Source organism: Ruegeria sp. AG6 (genome assembly GCF_056541565.1).
Genome location: NZ_JBQFYQ010000001.1, coordinates 450,030 through 470,925, shown reverse-complemented (window position 1 = coordinate 470,925; position 20,896 = coordinate 450,030). Strand labels below are relative to the sequence as shown.

Sequence of the window (20,896 nt, the reverse complement as noted above, 5' to 3'; positions counted from 1 at the left end):
AGCACGGGGCGCTTTCGACACCCGAGGAACTGCCGGAGCATCGTTTCATCGCATGGCTGGCGCGGGCCCTGGCATCATCCCCAGTGCGCCAGATATATCGCTCGACGCCGAGGTCTTGCTGTCTGATCAGGCACTCTTCCGTGCTGGTCGGTATCCGGAGCAGGCGCTTCGGATAGGTGTGATACTGAGCGCGAACGGCAGCCAGACGCTCATCCCAATGGCGCAGCACTTCTTCCTTCGCGTCGGAAACATAGCGCAGGACCGTTTCCGGCATCCACGTCGCGGCGTGCGCCTGTAGGCCCGAGGGCCATTCTCTGAAAGTCGAGTGCCATCGTTAAACCCTTTTGAGACAGAAAGAAAAAGGCCCCGCTAGGGACCTGATATCGGGTTCGCGATTGGTAAGTGGCGGAGAGACAGGGATTCGAACCCTGGAGACGGTTTCCCGCCTACACACTTTCCAGGCGTGCGCCTTCGACCACTCGGCCACCTCTCCGTGCCGGCGATATTTGGACGAATGCTGTCGGATTTGCAAGGCCTCAATTCGACGAATTCAGGGGAATAGCGCAATTTAATCAATGCGCCCACCGAGGGGTGATCAACGGTCAACACGTGCCGCGTTTGGGCCACTCATGTCTCATCACTGGCACCCAGGTCCATATCCGCCTCGGTCAAATCCGCCGGAGTCTCTGCGACTTTGCGTGGCTCATCCTGCACAGAAACGGAAGGCTCCTGCTTGCTCGGGTTAGATGCCCGCAGGGTTTCGGGATTTCGCAACCAGACATCACGTTGTGCGAACGGGATCTCGATCCCTGCTTCCGAGAATCTGCGGTTGATTTCATGGTTCATGTCAGATTTTACCGACAGAGCCCAATTCACATCCCGCAGGATCGCCCGTATTTCGAAGTCCAAGGAATCTGCGCCGAACCCCTGGAACACAACGCTTGGCGCCGGGTTGGCCAAAACCATCGGATGGTTGTTGGCGATTTCGCCCAGAATGGTTTCGACCTGGCGCGTGTCAGTTCCGTATGCAACACCCACCGGAACGATCACCCGCCCGATCGTGTTGCCGCGGGTATAGTTTGTTACAACACCGCTGATCAGGTCAGAGTTCGGAACGATAACATCCGTCCTGTCGAACGTCTCGACCCGGGTCGAACGAACGGAAATGTCCTTAACATATCCCATCATGCCATTCACATCGATCCAATCCCCCTTGGAAATCGGACGCTCGACCAAAAGGATGATGCCAGAAACGAAGTTCGACACGATTGTCTGCAAACCAAAGCCGATGCCAACAGACAGCGCGCCTGCGACGATCGCCAGCGATGACAGATCAAATCCGGCCACCATGATTGCCACCAACGCGGCAAGGAATATGCCAACGTATCCCGAACCCGCGACAATCGCGTTTTGGCCACCCGGATCGATGTTGGTTTTCGGCAGAAGCGAATTGCGCAGCCCGCTTTGCAATAGACGCGTCAGCGTATAACCGATTGCAAACACGGCAACAAAGGTCAGAAAGTTGCTGGGCGAAATTGTGACGCCACCGATATCAAAACCAAGCAGCAGGCGCGACCATGCTTCCAGCAGATCGGTTTCTCGCGCACCCCAATAGATCGCCAGAATGGGAAGCGCCAAGATGGCCAATGCAAACCCGACCAGTACGGAAAAAAGCGAATCCCCCGCGGCTTCGCCCTGCCCGGTGACCCAGCCGTAAATCTGACTGATGAACCGTTGCAGGATGACCAAGGCCCCGATCAGTACCAATGTCTTGACGGCAGGAAACACGATGGCTTCTGCCGCATTGGTGTATCCGAAAATCGCCAGCAAGGGAGACACGATGCCCAAAAGGAACAAAGCCCGGCGCAGGAATTCGACCAATTGGCTGAACCCCGCGGAACGGGTCGAGGCAACCTGATCCGGTGGCCCGTCCGTTGTTCGAATCTGGCGTATCCGCAACAACAACAAAGCCGTTGCGACAATGACCGGGAAACTGACCACGGCGCGAGTCGCGTCAGAGATGTTTTCGATCCGTTCGAACAGCAACGCCAATTCGTGCAGAACCAGCATCAGGGCGAGCAGATCGATATACACGCGCAGTTCGGTGATGCGCGCAGCGGACAGACGTTTGAACCCTTGCGACGCGCCGATCACGTATACCTGGCGACCAATCCAGTCATAGAAAAATACGATCGCTGCCCAATACGGAATATTCTGAAGCAAAAGGCTGCCCCGCAGACCCGGAACCCCGGTGAGACTGATCGCCGTAACCACGGCCACCACACCGATCCATGGCAACAGAATTCGCAGCAGTGAGATTACGAACGACCAGACTCCCGTCCCGGCCCCGCCGAGCAACCTCAGGTAGTCGCCTCCAAGTTCGGACCACCGTTTTCCAAAGATCAGCAGCACGGCTGAAATGATCAGAAGTATGAAGATTGCGAGACCACGAGCGCGAATTTGCTCGCGCACGACATCTGAACGCAAATTCGTGATCGTTTCATTTGCCAGGCTTTGAACGGCCTCTTTGACATCCACCCATGCCGGTCCCCAATGCGCCGGGTTGATCGGTGACGGGCCCTGTTCGAAGAACTCTTTTTTCTGCCGCGCGCGAATGATCCGATCAATTTCGCTGATCAGCCCGTTCGCACGGCTATACGCCTCTTCGGATATGATGCGCGGCACACGCAGACTGTTGAGCTGATCCTCAAGATGCGTGCGAAGCTTGGCTATGTCTTCAGGCTCGGTCGTGTCCCCTTCGGGTTTGGGGCCCAACGCTTTTAACTGGCTTTCCAGCGTCGCTATGCGGTCGGTATTTGCCCCACGAGCCCGATTGAAGTCTTCCCTGTAACCACTTATTTCCGAGCGCAAATTCTCTAGCGCGGCGTCAGAGGCGCGGTTCGCCTCGATAACGGCTTCGGCGCGGTTCGCGGTTTTCACCCAACCTTGGTAATATTCACTTTGCCGATCCGTCAGCTGCGCGACAGCGCTATTCGAAAAGCCGACTAAGCACAGGAATAGCAGGGTCAGAAACAGGCGGACCCGTCCAAGCATCACACGTCCTCGAAAACGCCGGGAATGCTACGCGGTGCCTCAGTCATCCAATCCGGAACCGGAAGCTCTTTTTCACGCAGGAACTCGGGGTTGAACAGCTTGGATTGATACCTTGTGCCATAATCGCAAAGGATAGTCACAATGGTATGACCCGGTCCCATTTCCTTGGCCAGGCGCACCGCCCCTGCCATGTTGATTGCGGTCGACCCGCCCATGACCAGGCCTTCTTCGCGCAGAAGATCAAAGATGTAGGGCAGCGCTTCGTTATCGGTGATCTGATAAGAAAAATCCGGCGTGAACCCTTCCAGGTTTTTGGTGATACGCACCTGCCCGATACCTTCGGCGATCGACCCACCTTCCATCGCGATCTCGCCTGTCGTGTAATACGAATACAGGCCAGCCCCCATGGGATCGGCAAGACCGATCTTGACGCCCTTGGGTTGCAAAACCTGGGCAACGCCTGCCAATGTCCCACCCGAACCGACTGCGCTGACGAACCCGTCAACCTTGCCGTCTGTCTGCTCCCAGATCTCGGGCCCCGTGGTTTCCACATGTGCCTGGCGATTCGCCACATTGTCGAACTGGTTGGCCCAGATTGCGCCATTGGGTTCTGTCTGCGCCAGTTCCTCGGCCAGACGGCGGGAATAGTGCACGAAATTGTTGGGGTTGCGATACGGGGCCGCGGGTACCTGAACCAACTGTGCGCCCGCCAGACGCAGCATATCCTTCTTCTCTTCCGATTGGGTCTCGGGGATAACGATAACCGTTTTGAACCCCATCGACGCACCGACCAGGGCCAGGCCAATACCGGTGTTGCCAGCGGTGCCTTCCACGATGGTGCCGCCCGGTTTCAGATCCCCACACGCGATGGCATCTTTGATGATAAAAAGAGCAGCACGATCCTTTACCGACTGCCCAGGGTTCATGAACTCGGCTTTGCCAAGAATCTCGCATCCAGTCTCTTCGCTGATGCGGCGCAGCCGGATCAACGGTGTTTTTCCTACTGCGTCAGCAAGATCTCGTGCAATGCGCATGGTCGCCTCTTGTCATTTGGTATCTTCGAAGATTTACAGGCGCACTGCCGGGACCACAAGCGCGATAGTCACGCGCGCAAACGATCCCGATGGCGGGCCAGCCAGTAAGCCAGAGACACCAGCTGCAAATCCTTGAAAAGATGGCGGTCCGTCATATCAATGAATTCGTCGAATGGCAGAATTCGACTGCGGATATCTTCACCTTCTAATTCCAGTCCACCGGTGATGGTTGTCTGGGTCAAGTTGCCAAGCCCGACATAGAGATACGTGAAACCCGTAGATGACCCGCTGGAGGAATACGCCCCGCCCGCATATTCCAGCCTGTCAAATTGAACTCCGGCTTCCTCCATGGCTTCGCGATGTGCCGTCTGTTCCGGCGTTTCGCCGGGGTCGATCATCCCGGCAACCGCTTCCCAAAGCCAGGGCTCTGGATCATCGATCAAAAACACCGGCGGTCTGAACTGCTCGACCAAAAGCACGGTGTCGCGGATCGGGTCATAGGGCAGAACGGACACGGCGCTGCCCTGCATCAAACCGCCCCGGTGCAGCACCGGACCCATGCTGCCGTCATGCTGCCGGTGCTGAAGGTCTATTTCCTCCATCCCGAAATAGTCGACGTAAACGCGTTCGTGCCGGTGCACGATTACGTCTTCGGCTATGTTCCGTGGATCGCCGGTTCGCCGTTGCCTGGCCATGATCTTTGCCCAGGCACGGGTTTGAATGGCACGGACGCTGCGCGCCATGGTTTTGGGATCGACTTTGCCGAAATAGGCCATTTCTTCTTCGGCGGCGAGCGCCGTAACCTCGCCCAATTTGTCCGCCCAGCCCTGCAACGACCACAACTCACCGGGTTGCCACGCGCCCGGGGTCGGGAAAAAGACCTGCGCCTGTGCTTCGCCCCCGTCCTCCAGAATGACCGTCAACGATTTCAGGTCATAGTCGAAGGATCCTTCGTAATAAGCCAGTCTGGCCAGATCATCGGAGGACAGGCCCTGCACCAGCAGACCTTCGGCAGCGGCGCCCTTGGCGGGCAGGATCATCGGGAAATCCTGCCCCTGAACCGCGTGAACCGCGTGATCGCACAGCTTGGCAGCGTGAAACGTTATTTCGCTCAGCGGACGACCCAGGACACGCTGCAACAGCGGCAGATACCGCAACGTTCCATAGAAAAACAAATCAGACAAATTCAATCTCTCTTGTGACGAAACGATTCAGCGCCATTTGCGACTGGCCTGTTCCGTGGCCAGACCGGCGACAAAGGCGCCTATTGCAAGCGTAACCAGAATTTCGGGATAGATCAGCTGCTTGCCATAATCGATTCCAATCGAAAAAATGGCCATCACAGCTTCGAACGGGCCGCCATATCGATTGCGCATTGCAAGGTCGAACATGCGGTAGCACCCCTGCACGAACAGTGCCCAGAAAATCAGCGAAGCAACGCCGGTCAGGCCGTTGTTTATGCCCGCGGTCCAACCACGCCCAGCGCGCTTGCCCATGATTTTCCAACCACAGATCGCACCAAGAGCCATGTTCACATAGGTGAAGTAGCCATAGTCCTTACCCTCTTCGCCGTTTTCGATAACCATGCCTGAAACAAGAAAGGCCAGCACGACGAGACAAACAGCGGCGACGAGACGCGAGGCAGTGGGCATGTGACGGTCCGTGAGTTAACTTGGTTTTGCTATTGTGATCTGTGTCACATCGCAATTGCCCGTGTCAAAGGCCGCGCCGCACGCAGTCAAATAATAATTCCACATGCGGCGGAAACGCTCATCAAACCCCATGTCCGAGATCTGATCCCATTTGTCGTTGAACGTTTCATACCAACGGCGCAGAGTCAGATCATAGCTTTTCCCGAATTCCTTCGAATGCACGACTTTCAACCCGGCCTGATCGATCTGCTGACGCAGGATGGTCGGCGACGGTAGCATCCCGCCGGGAAAGATATATTTCTGAATGAAATCAACGCCGTTCTTGTAAAAATCCCAGCGATGATCACCCACCGTGATGATTTGCAAGGTTGCCTGGGCACCGGGCTTCAACCTCTCACGAACGGTTTCGAAATAGACCGGCCAGTATTTCTGACCCACGGCCTCGAACATTTCGATCGAAGCGATGCCGTCATAGACCCCGCGTTCGTCCCGATAGTCTTGCAGCTTGAATTCAACCCGATCTGATAGACCAGCTTTTTCAATACGTTCCTTGGCGTACTTGAATTGCTCCTCACTGATGGTCAGGCCGGTGACACGCAAACCTCGTTCCTTTGCGGCATATTCCGCGAAGCCGCCCCAGCCACATCCGATCTCCAGTACATGGTCACCCGGTTTGGCACCCATCTCATCCACAAGACTTGCGTATTTGGCGATCTGGGCCTTCTCGAGGCTTTCCTGCCCAGACTCAAAAATCGCGCTGGAATAGGTCATCGTGTCATCCAGCCAAGAACTGTAAAATTCGTTACCCAGATCGTAGTGATACGAGATATTCTTCTTGGCTTGGGCCCTGTTGTTTCTGTGCAGCCAGAACCGCAGCCGTTCATAGGCCTGAACAAGAAACTGGCCCGTAAACCCGTCATAAACGGTCTCGGTTCCAAGATGCACAAGATCCATGAAAGATCGCAGATCGGGTGTACTCCAATGTCCGTCCAGATACGCATCGGAGAAACCCAGTTCTCCTTCGCGGATCAGGCGCGCAAAGACATCGTCGTCGTGAATATCGACCTGTGCCACCGGCCCGGCCTTTGCGCCTTCTGCGCGAAACGTGCGACCGTCGGGTAGTCTGATATCAAGACGCCCGGTTTCCATCCGGTTCAACATTTTAAAGACCTGGGTGAAATATCTGGGCAGGTCTTTTTGCCCTTCGGTCGTCGTCAGGATCATCCGCTCTCCCCTCTGCGGTACGCCCACAAAGCTAGGCGGCGAAATTGTTTCTGGCAAGTTTTCAGTTCCTTAGTGGGGTTTTCGGCTTTCATATGCGCGTAACGCGCGGGTCCGCCCTTCGGGCAATTCGACTATGGGTTTGGGGTAATCCGCATCCGGACGCAGCCCCCATGAACGCGGGACGGCATCAAAATACGACAAAGCGGATTGACTGGGTTCGGTGTAACCTTCAGCGATCCAGCGACGCGTAAAATTCCCGTCAGGATCGAATTTTTCGGCTTGCGTCTGGGGATTGAAAATCCGAAAAAACGGGGATGCATCGGGCCCAGATCCAGCAACCCACTGCCAGCCCATGGCATTGCAGGCCGGATCCCAGTCGATCAGGCAATCCTCGAAACATGTCATCCCTATTTTCCAATGAGTCATCAGGTGCTTGGTCAGATAGCTTGCGACAATCATCCTCGCCCGGTTGTGCATTCGACCCGTCACATACATTTGCCGCAGCCCGGCATCGACAACAGGTATTCCAGTTCTGGCCTGCCGCCACGCAGTGACTTCGGGATGGTCCGGATCAGTATTCCAGGGAAAACTGTCCCATTCCGGCTTCCAGTTGGAAGCCACCAGTTGGGGCGTGTGATACATCAGGTGATAGGCAAACTCGCGCCAGACGAGTTGACGTAGATAGGCATCGGCACCGGGTGTACCGGTCAATGCGGCCCTTTGGACCATATGCCAGACTGTACGCGGCCCAATTTCACCCAAAGACAGGTATTCCGACAGGTTGGACGTTCCGTCCTGATCCAACCTGTCCCGGTTGTTGGAATAGTGAGAAATTCGCTCAAGAAACGCCTCTAGATGATCCAAAGCGGCCTGTTCGCCGGGTTTTACATGAGGGCGAACGACGGCCGCGCCCCTGTTCATGGCATTCCCCATCTGCCAATCGCTCAATTTGTCAGAAGCGGGCCACGACACCGGGGCCTGCAAATCGGCAACCCGCGCATTGGGAAATTGTACATCCCGCCCCTGAACCGCACGCCACATGGGTGTGTAGACCCTGAATGGATGCCCCGACTTGGTGGCGACGGTCCACGGTTCGAAAAGAAGATGCCCGGCAAATGACTTTGCCGTCACTCCTTCTTTTGTAAGCACAGACTTGATCTTCCTGTCACGTTCGATTGAGGCCGGATCGTAAGCGCGGGACCAGAAGACGGAGGTTGCGCCGGTCTCGGCCACAACCTGCTGCACCTGTTCAAGCGCGGCGCCGCGTCGGAAAATAAGTCGGCTGCCCATATCGGCCAGTGACGCTTTAAAAGCCTCCAACCCCAAGCCCAACCGCCACTTCGGCGCGGCCCCCATCTGTTCGACCAGATGGTCATGAATAAACAAAGGTATGACCGGACGGCCACTTTCGGCCGCCGCAGTCAACGCGGGGTGGTCCGACAGACGCAAGTCCCGTCGAAACCACAAAATGATCGGAGCCTGCTGTTGCTTCACAATACGCCCTTGAGGTTTTTTGATTTCTACGCACCCTCAAGAGTAGTGGATCACAAAACGCGCTCAAGAGCCTCCAAAAGCTGATCAACTTCCTGCTTCGTGGTGTAATGAGTGAAGCTGACCCTCAAAACACCCTGCGCCGGGTCGACGCCCATCGCCTGCAAGGGGCGCACCGCATAGAAGTCTCCGCCACCCGCCATGACACCGTATTGCGCCAGTTCCGCCGCAACCGGTTCAGCCGGACGGTTCAACGAAAGCGCGACGGTGGGCGCGCGCCGGCTGGCATCGGAAGGACCGATCAGGCGCACAGCGTTTCGATCCTTTACCGCATCCAGAACCGGTTGCAGCAACGACACTTCGTGTGATCGCATCAGATCGTGGACAAATACGCCCTGTTCCGCCGCGCCCGTCTCGGGCCCGCCATGGTGGGCGCAAAGCAGCTCAACATAATCCACCATGCCTGCACTGGCCGCAATCTGCGCGTGATCGGGGCCAGCCGGGGTGAACCGCTTGTAAAGCACGTCACCGTTGAAATAATGCGCCTGGTTGGGCAACAGCGCACCCAATGTGCGGCGGATGACCATGCACCCCTGATGCGGGCCATAGGTCTTGTAGGCAGAAAACAAATAGATATCCGGCCCCAGATCACCAACATTCGGAAATCCGTGCGGGGCGTAGGATACGCCGTCAACGCAGACAAACGCACCCGCCGCATGCGCAATAGCAGTGATCTCGGTGACCGGATTGATCTCGCCAACGACATTTGAGCAATGCGGGAAACAGACCAGACGCACTTTTTCGTCCAGCATGTTTTCCAAATCCTGAGGGTTCAGCGACCCGGTTTCGGGGTCGATCTGCCATTCCCTCACCTCTATCCCGGCCTCGACCAGACGACGCCATGGGCCAGAGTTGGCTTCGTGATCCTGATTGGTCACGACGATCGCCTCGCCGGGCTTCATCCATTGCCGGAACGCCTGCGCCAGGACATAGGTGTTCTGGGTGGTTGAAGGGCCAAAACTCAACTCATCCGTGTCGACTCCCAGAATTGCAGCCATACGCGCACGCGCCTCGTCCATTTCGGCACCCGCAAGGCGGCTGGCCTCATATGGGGCGTAAGGCTGAACCTTGCGCTGCGTGTAGAACCGCGTCAGCCGGTCGATTACTGGTTTGCAGGTGTAAGACCCACCTGCATTTTCGAAGAACGCCTGCCCTTGCAGGCTGGGTTCTGAAAAGGCCGGGAACTGCGCCCGAACGAAATCGATATCCAGAGATTTCATGCCTCATTGCTCCTTAGTTGTGCAGTCAGATCAATGAGATGCCCGCGCATGTTTCCGGACATCTCAGAAATCATGGCAGGTCTTCCAGCCCAGCCTGTGCTTGGGCCTTTGGCCGACGAAACACGGGGCAGCCCTTCGTCTTGGAAGGACAGCGATACTTAGACAGGGCCGTTCACAACCGTCAAGCGAAAGCAAAACAAAAAAGCCCCGGCTCGATGCCGGGGCTTTGAAAGCTTGCGGAATTGTCAGGCGACTCCTTTGGCTTCAACCCTGAACCTTGGTATAGGTCCCCTCGCCCGCGAGAATTCCGCGGAAGCCGCCGGGCTCATCAAGCCCAAAGACGATCAGGGGCAGATTGTTGTCGCGTGCCAGCGCGATGGCCGAAGCATCCATGACCCGCAACCGTTTGGCCAGCACGTCATCATAGGTCACGGTATCATAGCGTACGGCGTCAGCGTGTTCCGCTGGGTCTTTGTCATATACGCCATCCACTCCGTTCTTGCCCATGAAGATCGCCTCGCACGCCATTTCGTTGGCGCGCAGGGTGGCTGCGGTGTCTGTCGTGAAATACGGGTTGCCAGTACCGGCGGCGAAGATACAGACCCTCTTCTTCTCGAGGTGTCGAACAGCCCGGCGGCGGATATAGGGTTCGCACACCTCGTCCATGCGAATGGCCGATATCACGCGGGTGAACACTCCGATCTCTTCCAGTGCGGATTGCATCCCCAGCGCGTTCATCACCGTGGCCAACATGCCCATATAATCCGCCGTTGTCCGTTCCATGCCCTGGGCTGAACCGCTCAGGCCGCGAAAAATGTTTCCACCGCCGATGACCATGCAAATCTCAACGCCCAGATCGTGAACCGATTTCACTTCCTGCGCGATGCGTTGCACGGTTGGCGGGTGCAAACCGAATCCCTGATCCCCCATCAAAGCTTCGCCTGAGATTTTCAACATGACCCGATTGTACTTTGTTTTCGGGGTCTCGGCTGTTTCAGAAGAAGGGGAAAGGCTCATGTTGCGCTCCGGGCTGGCACGGGGTTAATTTCCGGCGCAAAATGAAGCAAAAGCTCCGCAGGTTCAATGCGGTTGGTGAGGATAGAGGCAACCGCGCATGACCCGGCGATCAACAGACCTGCTTTTTCGGCAACTGCCGCCTGTTCCGGACGACAAGCCGGTTCTGATCGCGGGGCCCACGGCGTCCGGGAAATCAGCACTGGCGCTGGAGATCGCCGAACGCCATGGCGGGGTTATCGTCAATGCGGATGCGAGCCAGGTTTATGACTGCTGGCGCGTCATCTCGGCCCGGCCGTCCGCCCAGGAAGAAGCCCGCGCGCCGCATCTGTTGTACGGGCACGTCGCCTATGATCAGGATTATTCTACCGGCCATTGGCTGCGAGAGGTCCTGCCTCTGTTAACGGGGCACCAGCGCCCGATCATTGTCGGTGGGACCGGATTGTATTTCTCGGCCCTGACCGAAGGCATGGCCCAAATTCCTGCGACGCCACCCGAAGTTCGGGCCGAGGCCGATCAGACGCCCATGGTAGACCTTCTGGAGGGGGTCGATGCAGACACGCTTGCAAAGCTGGACATACACAACCGTGCCCGCGTGCAACGCGCATGGGAGGTGCAGCGCGCCACAGGTCGCAGCCTGTTGTCGTGGCAAGCCGAAACGCCCCCACCGGCACTTCCGCTGAACGAGACCCTGCCGATCGTTTTTGACGTTGATAAAGCATGGCTGCTGAACAGGATAGAACGCCGCTTTGACCAGATGCTGGAACAGGGCGCGATCGAGGAAGTGCGTGCCATGCAGGACCGGTTCGATCCCACCCTTCCGTCCTGCAAGGCCATAGGCGTGCCGGAACTCAGGGCATATCTGGACGGCGCGATGACTTTGGATCAGGCGCGAGAGCGCGCAACCATTGCGACACGTCAATTCGCCAAGCGTCAGCGCACCTGGTTTCGCGCCCGAATGAAGGCCTGGAATCACGTCGATCCCACTAGGTGATACCCAGCACGTCTGACATTGCACAAGCAAGATGCCCCGCCAGCTCTCGAAGCTTACGAGAACTTAATGATTTACTGCGGTTTCCCTTAACAAACCGGGAAAACAATGGGGAAACCGGCATCGTTTTGGGCTGCTGGAAGAAATGCGTCTTCACGACTTCAACGGATCGCGAATGTCGTTTTTGTACTACTTATGACGATTTCGAACATTGACCTTATCAGAAATCTGGTGCCGAATAACGACATGGGGATGAACAGAGTCCAAGAAACAAAATCCTTCACTCTGGCGACCGTAAGAAACCGGGTCGCGTAGAGCCATAATCAATCAACAAAATCAGTGTCACAGGGAGACATCCATGACGAATACCGTATCCACCGAAGACAAGGTGCACTGGGCGGCAGCGATGCACGCTCAGGAATACCGCGACGGCAAGCTAAGCCGAAGGGAATTCATGACGCGCGCAACCAGTCTTGGGGTTACTGCCGCAGCGGCCTATGGCATGATCGGATTGCCGACACCTGCTTTGGCCGAAACAGCAAAGCAGGAAGGCGGCACGCTGCGTGTGCAGCAGGAAGTCCGCGCCCTCAAAGATCCCAGAACCTATGACTGGTCGCAGATCGCAAACGTGACGCGCGGCACGCTGGAATATCTGGTCGAGTACAACTCGGACGGATCGTTCCGTGGCATGCTGCTGGAAAGCTGGGAAGTCAACGATGACGCAACCGAATACACTCTGAATGTCCGTCCGGGCGTCAAGTGGAACAACGGCGACGATTTCACGGCTGACGACGTTGCCCGCAACATTGCGCGCTGGTGCGACAAGAGCTCGGAAACCAACTCGATGGCGGGCCGCTTTGCAACCCTGATCGACGCGGATACCGGTCAGGCCGGTGAGGGTGTCATCGAAGTCGTCGACGCAACCACGGTCAAACTGAACCTGCCAAAGCCGGATATCACGCTTATTCCCGGCATGGCCGACTATCCCGGCGCGATTGTTCATAGCTCGTTCAGCGAGACTGACCTGCTGAACAATGTTGGAACCGGCCCCTATCTGATGGACGAACTTGAGGTTGGCGTTAAAGCCGTTCTGGTTCGCAACCCGGATCACACCTGGTGGGGTGAAGAAGTGTACGGCCGCCCTGCTCTGGACCGTATCGAGTACATCGACTACGGAACCGACCCTTCTGCCTGGTTGGCAGCGCTGGAATCCGACGAAGTCGACATGTTGTATGAATCGGTGGGTGAATTCATCGACGTGATGGACGGGCTTGGCTATGTGAAGTCAGAAGTGGTAACCGCCGCGACCATCGTTATTCGTCCCAACCAGCTGGCCGAGATCGACGGGCAAAAGCCTTATGCGGACAAACGTGTCCGGCAGGCCCTTCAGATGGCCGTAGACAATTCAGTTTGTCTGGAACTGGGCTATGGCGGTCGCGGAGCGCCGGCGGAAAACCATCACGTAGCACCGTTGCATCCGGAATATGCCGAGCTTCCACCGCAAAAGGTTGATCCCGCAGCAGCCAAGGCGCTGATGGACGAAGCCGGTTTTGGAGATTTCGAGCACGAGATCATCTCGATCGACGATGACTGGCGCCGCAACACCACAGATGCCGTTGCCGCGCAGCTGCGCGATGCCGGAATCAAGGTCAAGCGGACCGTTCTGCCGGGCAATACCTTCTGGAACGACTGGGCCAAGTACCCGTTCAGCTCGACCAACTGGAACCCGCGTCCGTTGGGTGTTCAGATTTGGGCGCTTGCTTATCGTACGGGCGAAGCCTGGAACGAGTTCGGCTATGCGAGCCCCGAGTTTGACGCCATTCTGGAAGAGGCGCTGGCCATTGCCGACGCGGACAAGCGTCGCGAAGTCATGGCGCGTGGCGAAGCACTGCTTCAGGAAGATGGGGTTACTATTCAGCCCTATTGGCGCTCGCTCTATCGCCACATGAAAGAGGGTCTTGTTGGAACCGACATGCATGTGACCTTCGAACATCATCACTACAAGTGGGGCTGGGCTGCCTAAGCACTGCAATCCACACACGAGGGGCGCCTGACACGGGCGCCCCTTTCCAGCCGCAGACTTGCCGACGCGGGGTCGGACGTCCGAGGCCAGAAAATGGTCCAATGATCTGCGGAATACCTGAACAACAGGGGCCACCATGGGACTATTCATCCTACGACGGTTCGGAGTGATGCTGCTTACGGCATTATGTCTGACATTCGTCGTCTTTTTCCTGACCAACCTATACCCGAACCTTGAAAAGCTGGCGAAAACGCAGGGCAACCAGCGTATGTCCGATGAGCAGGTCGAAGCCTGGTTGGAAAACCGCGGCTACTTGCAGCCGACACTCGTTAAATACGGCCAATGGTTGGGCGTGATGCCCGGGTTCCAGAATACACTGGAAGATGGCCAGTTCGTGGGAACCTGCACAAGACCCGGTTCGACTGCAGAGGACACGGCAAGATATTGTGGTGTTCTTCAGGGCGATTGGGGATACTCAACCGTTTTCAAGGAAGAAGTCGGAACCATCGTTGGCAAGCGCTTGGGCAACACAGGTTACCTGATGTTCTGGGTTTTGGTCCTGATGGTGCCATCTGCACTGATCGTTGGTGTACTGGCCGGGATGCGAGAGGGATCAGCCCTGGATCGATCATTGTCGACCTTCTCAATCATCACGACAGCGACACCGGAATACGTATCGGGCGTTATCTTCATCGCGATCTTCACCTCGTCCACCGTGGGGCTGAAATGGTTCAAGGGAACCGCGACGCAAGCGATGGAGAACCCGACATTCGAAAACTTCTTCCTGCCGGTTCTTACCATTGCGCTGTACGGTATGGGCTATATCGCCCGGATGACCCGCGCTTCGATGACCGAAGTGATGACGGCGCAATACATCCGGACCGCACGGCTGAAGGGTGTCTCGTTCCCGAACATCGTCATGAAACACGCCTTGCGCAACGCGTTGATCGCGCCGTTCACGGTTATCATGCTGCAGTTCCCATGGCTGCTGAACGGCGTGGTGATTGTTGAAACCCTGTTCAACTACAAGGGTTTCGGCTGGGCGCTGGTTCAGGCCGCTGGCAACAACGACATCCAGCTTCTGCTGGCGATCTCGGTCGTGTCGGTCTTCGTGGTTCTGATAACGCAGCTGATCTCGGATATCGGCTACGTTTACCTCAACCCGCGCATTCGCATTTCATAAGGAGGGTGAGATTATGGAACCACTAACCTGGACCGGCTCTATCGCCTTCCTGAACCCACTGCTGATGATCGCACTGGCAGCACTTTTCCTGTCGATCCTGGTCTGGATCATCGCCAGTATCTTTTTGCCTGAACAGCAGATTGTCGTGAACCCGGATGGATCCGTCAGTTCTGGCGGCGGTGTCCGTGGATTGATCCAGCTTGCGCTGCACTACAGTTTCCTTGCCAGCGTGGGATTGGCCGTGGCTTATCTGGTGCTGGGCATCCTGATGGGCACTGGCGCAGGGATCATCGGCGCAATTTCCCAGCAATTCCTGCCTGTATGGGTCGCGCTGATCATCATGTTCGCCATGTCCATCGCCTTCAAACGACGGTTGGGGTTGTACGGCAAACTGTATGACAGTCCCATCGGAATGATCGGCTTTGGCCTTGTAATGTTTTGGGTCTTTACTGGCATCTTCGGCGCTCTTGATCTGATCGTGACCCATGACCCGCTGACACAGATCTCTGGCATGAAGAACAAAGTGCCGGGAACGCCTCTGCCAAATCTGGAGGACGGCGAGTATGCCTGGTATCTTCTGGGCGGTGACAATCTGGCGCGTGACGTATTCAGCCGGATGGTCAAGGGGGCCTGGGTTGTGGTGCAAATTGCACCGCTGGCAACGATGTTCGCCTTCATGGTCGGCATTACGCTGGGGCTTCCCGCCGGTTACTATGGGGGCCGTTTTGATACATTCCTGTCCTTCCTCGCCAACCTGATCCTCGCCTTCCCGGTGATCCTGCTGTTCTACCTGCTGGTGACACCGGAGATCGTGGCGACCGGGGTGCCGAACTACATGGCGGCCGTACTGTTCGTGTTCCCGATCCTGTTCATCGGCGTATTGCTGAATTCACGCTATTACACGCGCCCGAATTTCCGTACGCCGTTGCTGATCGGTGTTCTGGGTGTTGCGATCTGGCTGTATCTGTCGCTGATTTCGACCGGTGGCTACATCATCAACACCGACGCCTACCGGATCTGGGGCCTGCCGACCTATCTGGACCTGTTCGATATCCCCGGCGGTATTCTGGTGGTGTTCGTCTCGGTGGTCTTCGTCAACTCGCCCACGGTCTTCCGTATCGTGCGCGGCCTGGCGCTGGATATCAAAACCCGAGATTACGTGGCTGCAGCCCAGACACGCGGCGAGGGGCCGTGGTACATCATGCTTTGGGAAATCCTGCCCAACGCACGCGGCCCCCTGATCGTCGATTTCTGTCTGCGCATCGGTTACACCACCATTCTTCTGGGGACTTTGGGCTTCTTCGGACTGGGCCTTCCGCCGGAAAGCCCGGACTGGGGATCCACGATCAACGAGGGGCGCAAGCTGCTGTCGATCTACCTGCACCCTGCCCTTCCTCCTGCCTTTGCACTGCTGTCGCTGGTTCTTGGTCTGAACCTGCTGGCTGACGGTCTTCGCGAGGAAAGCCTGAAGGACTGATGTGATCGAGGCCGGGGGGCCAGCCCCCCGGACCCCCCGGGATATTTTTGGCCAGATGAAGGGGATACCCGCATTTGGTGAGGAGTAAGCAAAATGAGCAAAATGGCGGATTATGACGGCCCGATCCTGGAGATCGACAAGCTGTCCATCTCATTCTTTACCCGCCTGCGGGAAATCCCCGCCGTTATGGATTTCTCGGTCAGCGTAGAGCCCGGTGAAGCCGTGGGGCTGGTTGGTGAATCCGGTTGTGGCAAATCAACCGTGGCACTGGGCGTTATGCAGGATCTTGGCAAGAACGGTCGCATCGTCGGAGGCACGATAAAGTTCAAGGGCCGCGATCTGGCAGAGATGTCGGCCGAAGAACTGCGCGACATTCGCGGCAATGAAATCGCGATGATCTATCAGGAGCCGATGGCATCGCTGAATCCGGCGATGAAGATCGGCAAACAATTGATGGAAGTGCCGATGATCCACGAGGGGGTAAGTCAGGAAGAGGCTTATTCCCGTGCGCTGGAAGTGGTGACGGACGTTCGCCTGCCAGACCCCGAACGGATGTTGAATTCGTTTCCTCACCAACTGTCGGGTGGTCAGCAACAGCGGATCGTGATTGCGATGGCGCTGATGTCGAAACCGGCGCTGTTGATCCTGGACGAGCCGACAACGGCTCTGGACGTGACCGTCGAGGCCGCCGTGGTAGAACTGGTCAAGGATCTGGGCAAGAAATACGGCACCTCGATGTTGTTCATCTCGCACAATCTCGGGCTGGTTCTGGAAACCTGCGACCGTCTGTGCGTGATGTATTCGGGTGAAGCGGTCGAGCGTGGCTCGATCAAGGATGTGTTCGACGAGATGCAGCACCCTTATACACAGGCGCTGTTCCGTTCGATCCCGCTGCCGGGGGCTGACAAGAACACGCGTCCGCTGGTGGCTATTCCGGGGAACTTCCCATTGCCCCACGAGCGGCCTCCGGGTTGCAACTTCGGACCGCGCTGCGACTATTTCGAAGAGGGGCGCTGTGACGCGAAGGAAATCCTGATGGAGGCCGTTCCCGGAAATGACCGGCACCACACCCGCTGCCTTAAATTCCAGGAAATCGACTGGAACGCCCCACTTGCGCTGGCCGATCAGAAAGAAAAGGGTGAGATTGGCCGAACGGTTCTGAAAATGGACAACCTCAAGAAATATTACGAGGTTGCGGCAAATGCCTTGTTTGGCGGCGGTGAGAAGAAGGTTGTGAAGGCCAACGAAACGCTCAGCTTCGAGGCGCACGAATCCGAGACACTGGCCATCGTGGGGGAATCCGGCTGCGGCAAGTCCACCTTCGCCAAGGTGCTTATGGGATTGGAGACGGCCACAGACGGGCAGATCCTGCTGGACAACCGCAACATCGAACAGGTGCCCATCGAAGAACGCGATGCCAAGACGATCGGCGAAGTTCAGATGGTTTTCCAGAACCCGTTCGACACGCTGAATCCGTCGATGACCGTTGGCCGTCAGATCATCCGGGCGCTTGAAATCTTTGGTGTCGGAAACTCTGAAGCCGAGCGCAAGAAGCGGATGTTGGAGTTGCTTGATCTGGTGAAGCTGCCGCGCGCCTTTGCAGACAGGATGCCGCGACAGCTGTCCGGTGGTCAGAAACAGCGCGTGGGTATCGCGCGCGCCTTTGCCGGCGATGCACGTATCGTTGTGGCGGACGAACCCGTCTCGGCGCTGGATGTGTCGGTTCAGGCTGCCGTGACGGATCTGTTGATGGAGATACAGCGACAGCACAAGACCACGCTGCTGTTCATCAGCCACGATCTGTCCATCGTGCGTTACCTCAGTGACCGGGTCATGGTGATGTATCTGGGCCATGTTGTGGAATTGGGCACCACGGATCAGGTCTTTGCCCCGCCCTATCACCCCTATACCGAGGCGCTGCTGAGCGCGGTTCCGATTGCGGATACCTCGATCGAAAAGCAGCATATCGTTCTGGAAGGCGATATTCCCTCGGCCATGAACCCGCCACCAGGCTGTCCGTTCCAGACGCGTTGCCGATGGAAATCCGAGGTGCCTGACGGTCGGTGCGAATCCCACGTGCCGCCGGTGCAGACGCTGGCGGATGGGCACCAGATCAAATGCCACCTGGCCGAAGATATTCTGGCCCGGATGGAGCCGGTGATCAAAGTCGCGGCGGAGTAAACCCGTTTCTGAACCATGGAAAGGGCCGGTCAGGACCGGCCCTTTCTATTGGCGCCGCGGTTCGTGGGGAGACAGGCGGCGCTTGGGAGTGGCGTGAGTGGCGACCCCGGTAATTCGTCAGCCGGTCATGACGTTGTTGCCGAAATGCATGAATTCCTGGTTCATTCCTGCAATGCCACCGGCTTCAAGCAGAAGGCTGGCACTGTCGAGCATCTTGTAGCTCTGCTGAGCTTTCACCCAGTCGTCGGCAGATTGTAGAGTGGTCAGCGTGTAGGATGTGACCTCATTCAGGTAATGAGTGGGGATGATCACCTTGGGCTGGAGCTTGGATACGATGTCGTTGCCCTGATCGAAGCTGAGGATATGTTCCGAGCCATCAACCGGCAGCGTCAGAACATCCACCCGACCGATCGCGTCCCAGAACTCCTGTGGCGGGTTGTGGCGGTTGTCGCCCCAGATCAGCGTTCGAATGCCGCCGGTCTCGACCAGATAGACGACCATATCCATGTGGCCCACGTTGTTCGGCGGGCAGGCTTCCACACCGAACTCGGCCAGCGCATTGGTCCAGTCATACCATCCGGGCGCGACACAGGCGTGCTTGTCGGCAAAACCGGTGATCTTGATGTCTGCAAACTCGAACTTGCCCACCATGCGATCCAGCACCATGGTCGAACTTGGGCGTTCAATCGCATCGTGATCAAAATGGGCATGGGTCGACAGGGTAATATCCACCGGGATTTGCGGGAATTCGTTGCGGAACCAAAGCCCCCAAGCGCCCGACGGATCATCGCGCCAGGGATCAAACAGCACTGTTGCGCCATTGGGCGAGGTGATCTTGATCGCACAATGACCATAATAGTCGATGCCAACCGTCCCGGTGCTGGCCTGACCCGTTGCGCCTTGCAGATCTATCACGTGGTTGTTGTTGCCCGGCTGTAGCCACGCCTGAGACTGCGCCTGAGCCGGTCTCGCGCCCAGTACGGAAGTAGTCGCACCGACACCGGCAGCCCCCGCCGCCATAAAGAACGACCGGCGAGACAGCCCCGGCGCCAGATCATCCTTGTCCCCGTTCAGGATGGTTGGTTTCAGATCTTTGCGATCCATTTTTGTGTACCTCTCTGTTGGACATATGCAGGTTTTCCGCACGTCCCAACCAAAGGTAACAAGCCAAGGCACCTTGGCTCAGACCGAAAAAATGGGGGCGGATTATGGGGGAAAACCCCATATTCCGTGTTCACGAAATCGAGAGCAAATGACTGCGCAGGTTCTTGCTGCGCCCTTCAAGGCCCAGCTTGCGGCGGATGTTGTTGCGGTGAAAATCGATTGTCGATGTTTCTCGGGACAGGGCCTTGGCGATGTCCTTGGTTGTTTTTCCAAACATGACCATCTGCGCAATCTCGATCTCCGTCGGGGTCATTGCTGCAAACGCATCCGTCAGTTTGTCCGACAATGACGACGTGATCTCGTTCAGGTTCTTCTCGGCCAACTCAAGATAGACATACTGCGCTTCGTCCCCGGAAAGCTGCGTTCGAACCTTTTCCAGATAGGGCAGAACTCGGCCGCGCACCTGTTCGACAATTTCGTGATCGCGGTTTTTGCGTTCGTCATCCAGACTGGACAGCAGGACGCGCAGCGCCGTGTTGGTTTCCTGCAATTCACGGGTACGATCCGCGACACGGGTTTCAAGCTGCGCCAATGTTTCGTTGAGTTTCTCTTCCAGCGCGCGGCGCAGGTAAACCTCTTGCAACAAAGCCAAATCCGACTCGACCATGCGTGCGAACTGCGCCAACCCTTCGCGGAACAACAAGGCACGCCGGTTCTGCTTTCGATCCAGAACACAAATCGTTCCGAACACCGATCCATCGGGCCATTTCAGCGGCAGGCCGATGTAAAATGTCATTCCATGTTCCAGATCGTCATTGTCGGCCCAATCCGGATCGCAGGCTGCATCCTCAACCACCAGTTCTCCGTCCCGTTGCAATACGCCCTGACAATAAAGTTTGGGATTCAACTGGAAACTCAAACCAACCGGATACGGGTTTTCGGGATGATCCGAGGTGATCAGCACCGCGTGATCCGGTGCGTCGGTTTTCATGATCAGGCTTGCGGGCACATCCGCCAATTCCGCGACCAGATCAACCAGTTGCTGCCAGTTAATTAGCGTTTCTTGCGGGATCTCAGGGTGGTCAACAGGCATCAGGCGGCCTCACCAGTTGCTGGACGATACCCTTTCAGGTTAGTTGGACTGGTTGCGTCGGATCAAGAACCGGACGTTCTGCGTCGCGGCATAGG

General features: G+C 57.0%; 15 protein-coding genes and 1 tRNA gene. 5 read left to right on the top strand and 11 right to left on the bottom strand.

Going from position 1 to position 20,896, the window contains the following annotated elements:
- Window positions 1-403: 403 nt before the first annotated feature.
- The 9 genes from ACR0I0_RS02285 to pyrH all read right to left on the bottom strand — a co-directional run bounded on the left by ACR0I0_RS02285 (window position 404) and on the right by pyrH (window position 10,752).
- A tRNA-Ser gene (locus ACR0I0_RS02285) sits at window positions 404-493 on the bottom strand.
- Window positions 494-627: 134 nt separating this feature from the next.
- Entirely contained in the window at window positions 628-3,054 is a 2,427-nt protein-coding gene (locus tag ACR0I0_RS02280; RefSeq protein WP_480490032.1) for a DUF3772 domain-containing protein, read from the bottom strand.
- Complete coding sequence (locus tag ACR0I0_RS02275; protein WP_480490030.1) at window positions 3,054-4,088, bottom strand: cysteine synthase A; 1,035 nt, start codon at window positions 4,086-4,088, stop codon at window positions 3,054-3,056. The genes ACR0I0_RS02280 and ACR0I0_RS02275 overlap by 1 nt, the downstream gene beginning before the upstream one ends.
- Window positions 4,089-4,156: 68 nt before the next feature.
- Complete coding sequence (locus ACR0I0_RS02270; RefSeq protein WP_480490028.1) at window positions 4,157-5,272, bottom strand: NUDIX domain-containing protein; 1,116 nt, start codon at window positions 5,270-5,272, stop codon at window positions 4,157-4,159.
- Window positions 5,273-5,299: 27 nt separating this feature from the next.
- Window positions 5,300-5,740, bottom strand: coding sequence for a TrgA family protein (locus ACR0I0_RS02265; RefSeq protein ID WP_480490027.1), 441 nt, complete (start codon window positions 5,738-5,740; stop codon window positions 5,300-5,302).
- 15 nt (window positions 5,741-5,755) lie between these two features.
- Window positions 5,756-6,964 carry a class I SAM-dependent methyltransferase gene (locus tag ACR0I0_RS02260; RefSeq protein ID WP_480490025.1) on the bottom strand — a complete coding sequence of 403 codons (1,209 nt, stop codon included), beginning with the start codon at window positions 6,962-6,964 and terminating at the stop codon, window positions 5,756-5,758.
- Between the two features lie 69 nt (window positions 6,965-7,033).
- Entirely contained in the window at window positions 7,034-8,458 is a 1,425-nt protein-coding gene (locus ACR0I0_RS02255) for a cryptochrome/photolyase family protein (RefSeq protein ID WP_480490023.1), read from the bottom strand.
- Window positions 8,459-8,508: 50 nt separating this feature from the next.
- Window positions 8,509-9,735, bottom strand: coding sequence for an aminotransferase class V-fold PLP-dependent enzyme (locus ACR0I0_RS02250; protein ID WP_171632918.1), 1,227 nt, complete (start codon window positions 9,733-9,735; stop codon window positions 8,509-8,511).
- A gap of 264 nt (window positions 9,736-9,999) precedes the next feature.
- Window positions 10,000-10,752 carry a UMP kinase gene (gene pyrH, locus ACR0I0_RS02245; RefSeq protein WP_152457773.1) on the bottom strand — a complete coding sequence of 251 codons (753 nt, stop codon included), beginning with the start codon at window positions 10,750-10,752 and terminating at the stop codon, window positions 10,000-10,002.
- 97 nt (window positions 10,753-10,849) lie between these two features.
- Between pyrH and miaA the strand changes: the two genes are divergently transcribed.
- The 5 genes from miaA to ACR0I0_RS02220 all read left to right on the top strand — a co-directional run bounded on the left by miaA (window position 10,850) and on the right by ACR0I0_RS02220 (window position 18,604).
- Window positions 10,850-11,743 carry a tRNA (adenosine(37)-N6)-dimethylallyltransferase MiaA gene (gene miaA / locus ACR0I0_RS02240; RefSeq protein WP_171723400.1) on the top strand — a complete coding sequence of 298 codons (894 nt, stop codon included), beginning with the start codon at window positions 10,850-10,852 and terminating at the stop codon, window positions 11,741-11,743.
- A gap of 355 nt (window positions 11,744-12,098) precedes the next feature.
- Entirely contained in the window at window positions 12,099-13,763 is a 1,665-nt protein-coding gene (locus ACR0I0_RS02235) for an ABC transporter substrate-binding protein (protein WP_171723401.1), read from the top strand.
- 136 nt (window positions 13,764-13,899) lie between these two features.
- Window positions 13,900-14,946, top strand: a complete 1,047-nt coding sequence (locus ACR0I0_RS02230) for an ABC transporter permease (RefSeq protein ID WP_152457770.1) — start codon at window positions 13,900-13,902, stop codon at window positions 14,944-14,946.
- A gap of 13 nt (window positions 14,947-14,959) precedes the next feature.
- A complete protein-coding gene (locus ACR0I0_RS02225; RefSeq protein ID WP_171723402.1) occupies window positions 14,960-16,423 on the top strand; it encodes an ABC transporter permease in 1,464 nt (487 codons plus the stop codon).
- A 93-nt stretch (window positions 16,424-16,516) separates the two neighbouring features.
- The gene (locus tag ACR0I0_RS02220; protein ID WP_152457768.1) at window positions 16,517-18,604 is read left to right on the top strand and encodes a dipeptide ABC transporter ATP-binding protein; all 2,088 of its coding nucleotides are present in this window, start codon (window positions 16,517-16,519) and stop codon (window positions 18,602-18,604) included.
- Window positions 18,605-18,721: 117 nt separating this feature from the next.
- On the opposite strand, the gene ACR0I0_RS02215 is transcribed toward ACR0I0_RS02220, so the two are convergent.
- Together ACR0I0_RS02215 and ACR0I0_RS02210 are read right to left on the bottom strand one after the other, a co-directional pair.
- Window positions 18,722-19,708: an MBL fold metallo-hydrolase gene (locus tag ACR0I0_RS02215; RefSeq protein ID WP_480490021.1), complete on the bottom strand. Its 987-nt coding sequence runs from the start codon at window positions 19,706-19,708 to the stop codon at window positions 18,722-18,724.
- 130 nt (window positions 19,709-19,838) lie between these two features.
- Window positions 19,839-20,801: a LuxR C-terminal-related transcriptional regulator gene (locus tag ACR0I0_RS02210; protein ID WP_480490019.1), complete on the bottom strand. Its 963-nt coding sequence runs from the start codon at window positions 20,799-20,801 to the stop codon at window positions 19,839-19,841.
- Window positions 20,802-20,896: the final 95 nt, after the last annotated feature.

What these genes read in the sequence shown, in the direction of transcription:
- ACR0I0_RS02280 (WP_480490032.1), bottom strand. Translation starts at nt 3,054, where the DNA reads ATGCTTGGACGGGTCCGCCTGTTTCTGACCCTGCTATTCCTGTGCTTA.
- ACR0I0_RS02275 (WP_480490030.1), bottom strand. Translation starts at nt 4,088, where the DNA reads ATGCGCATTGCACGAGATCTTGCTGACGCAGTAGGAAAAACACCGTTG.
- ACR0I0_RS02265 (WP_480490027.1), bottom strand. Translation starts at nt 5,740, where the DNA reads ATGCCCACTGCCTCGCGTCTCGTCGCCGCTGTTTGTCTCGTCGTGCTG.
- ACR0I0_RS02260 (WP_480490025.1), bottom strand. Translation starts at nt 6,964, where the DNA reads ATGATCCTGACGACGACCGAAGGGCAAAAAGACCTGCCCAGATATTTC.
- ACR0I0_RS02250 (WP_171632918.1), bottom strand. Translation starts at nt 9,735, where the DNA reads ATGAAATCTCTGGATATCGATTTCGTTCGGGCGCAGTTCCCGGCCTTT.
- pyrH (WP_152457773.1), bottom strand. Translation starts at nt 10,752, where the DNA reads ATGAGCCTTTCCCCTTCTTCTGAAACAGCCGAGACCCCGAAAACAAAG.
- miaA (WP_171723400.1), top strand. Translation starts at nt 10,850, where the DNA reads ATGACCCGGCGATCAACAGACCTGCTTTTTCGGCAACTGCCGCCTGTT.
- ACR0I0_RS02235 (WP_171723401.1), top strand. Translation starts at nt 12,099, where the DNA reads ATGACGAATACCGTATCCACCGAAGACAAGGTGCACTGGGCGGCAGCG.
- ACR0I0_RS02230 (WP_152457770.1), top strand. Translation starts at nt 13,900, where the DNA reads ATGGGACTATTCATCCTACGACGGTTCGGAGTGATGCTGCTTACGGCA.
- ACR0I0_RS02225 (WP_171723402.1), top strand. Translation starts at nt 14,960, where the DNA reads ATGGAACCACTAACCTGGACCGGCTCTATCGCCTTCCTGAACCCACTG.
- ACR0I0_RS02220 (WP_152457768.1), top strand. Translation starts at nt 16,517, where the DNA reads ATGAGCAAAATGGCGGATTATGACGGCCCGATCCTGGAGATCGACAAG.
- ACR0I0_RS02215 (WP_480490021.1), bottom strand. Translation starts at nt 19,708, where the DNA reads ATGGATCGCAAAGATCTGAAACCAACCATCCTGAACGGGGACAAGGAT.
- ACR0I0_RS02210 (WP_480490019.1), bottom strand. Translation starts at nt 20,801, where the DNA reads ATGCCTGTTGACCACCCTGAGATCCCGCAAGAAACGCTAATTAACTGG.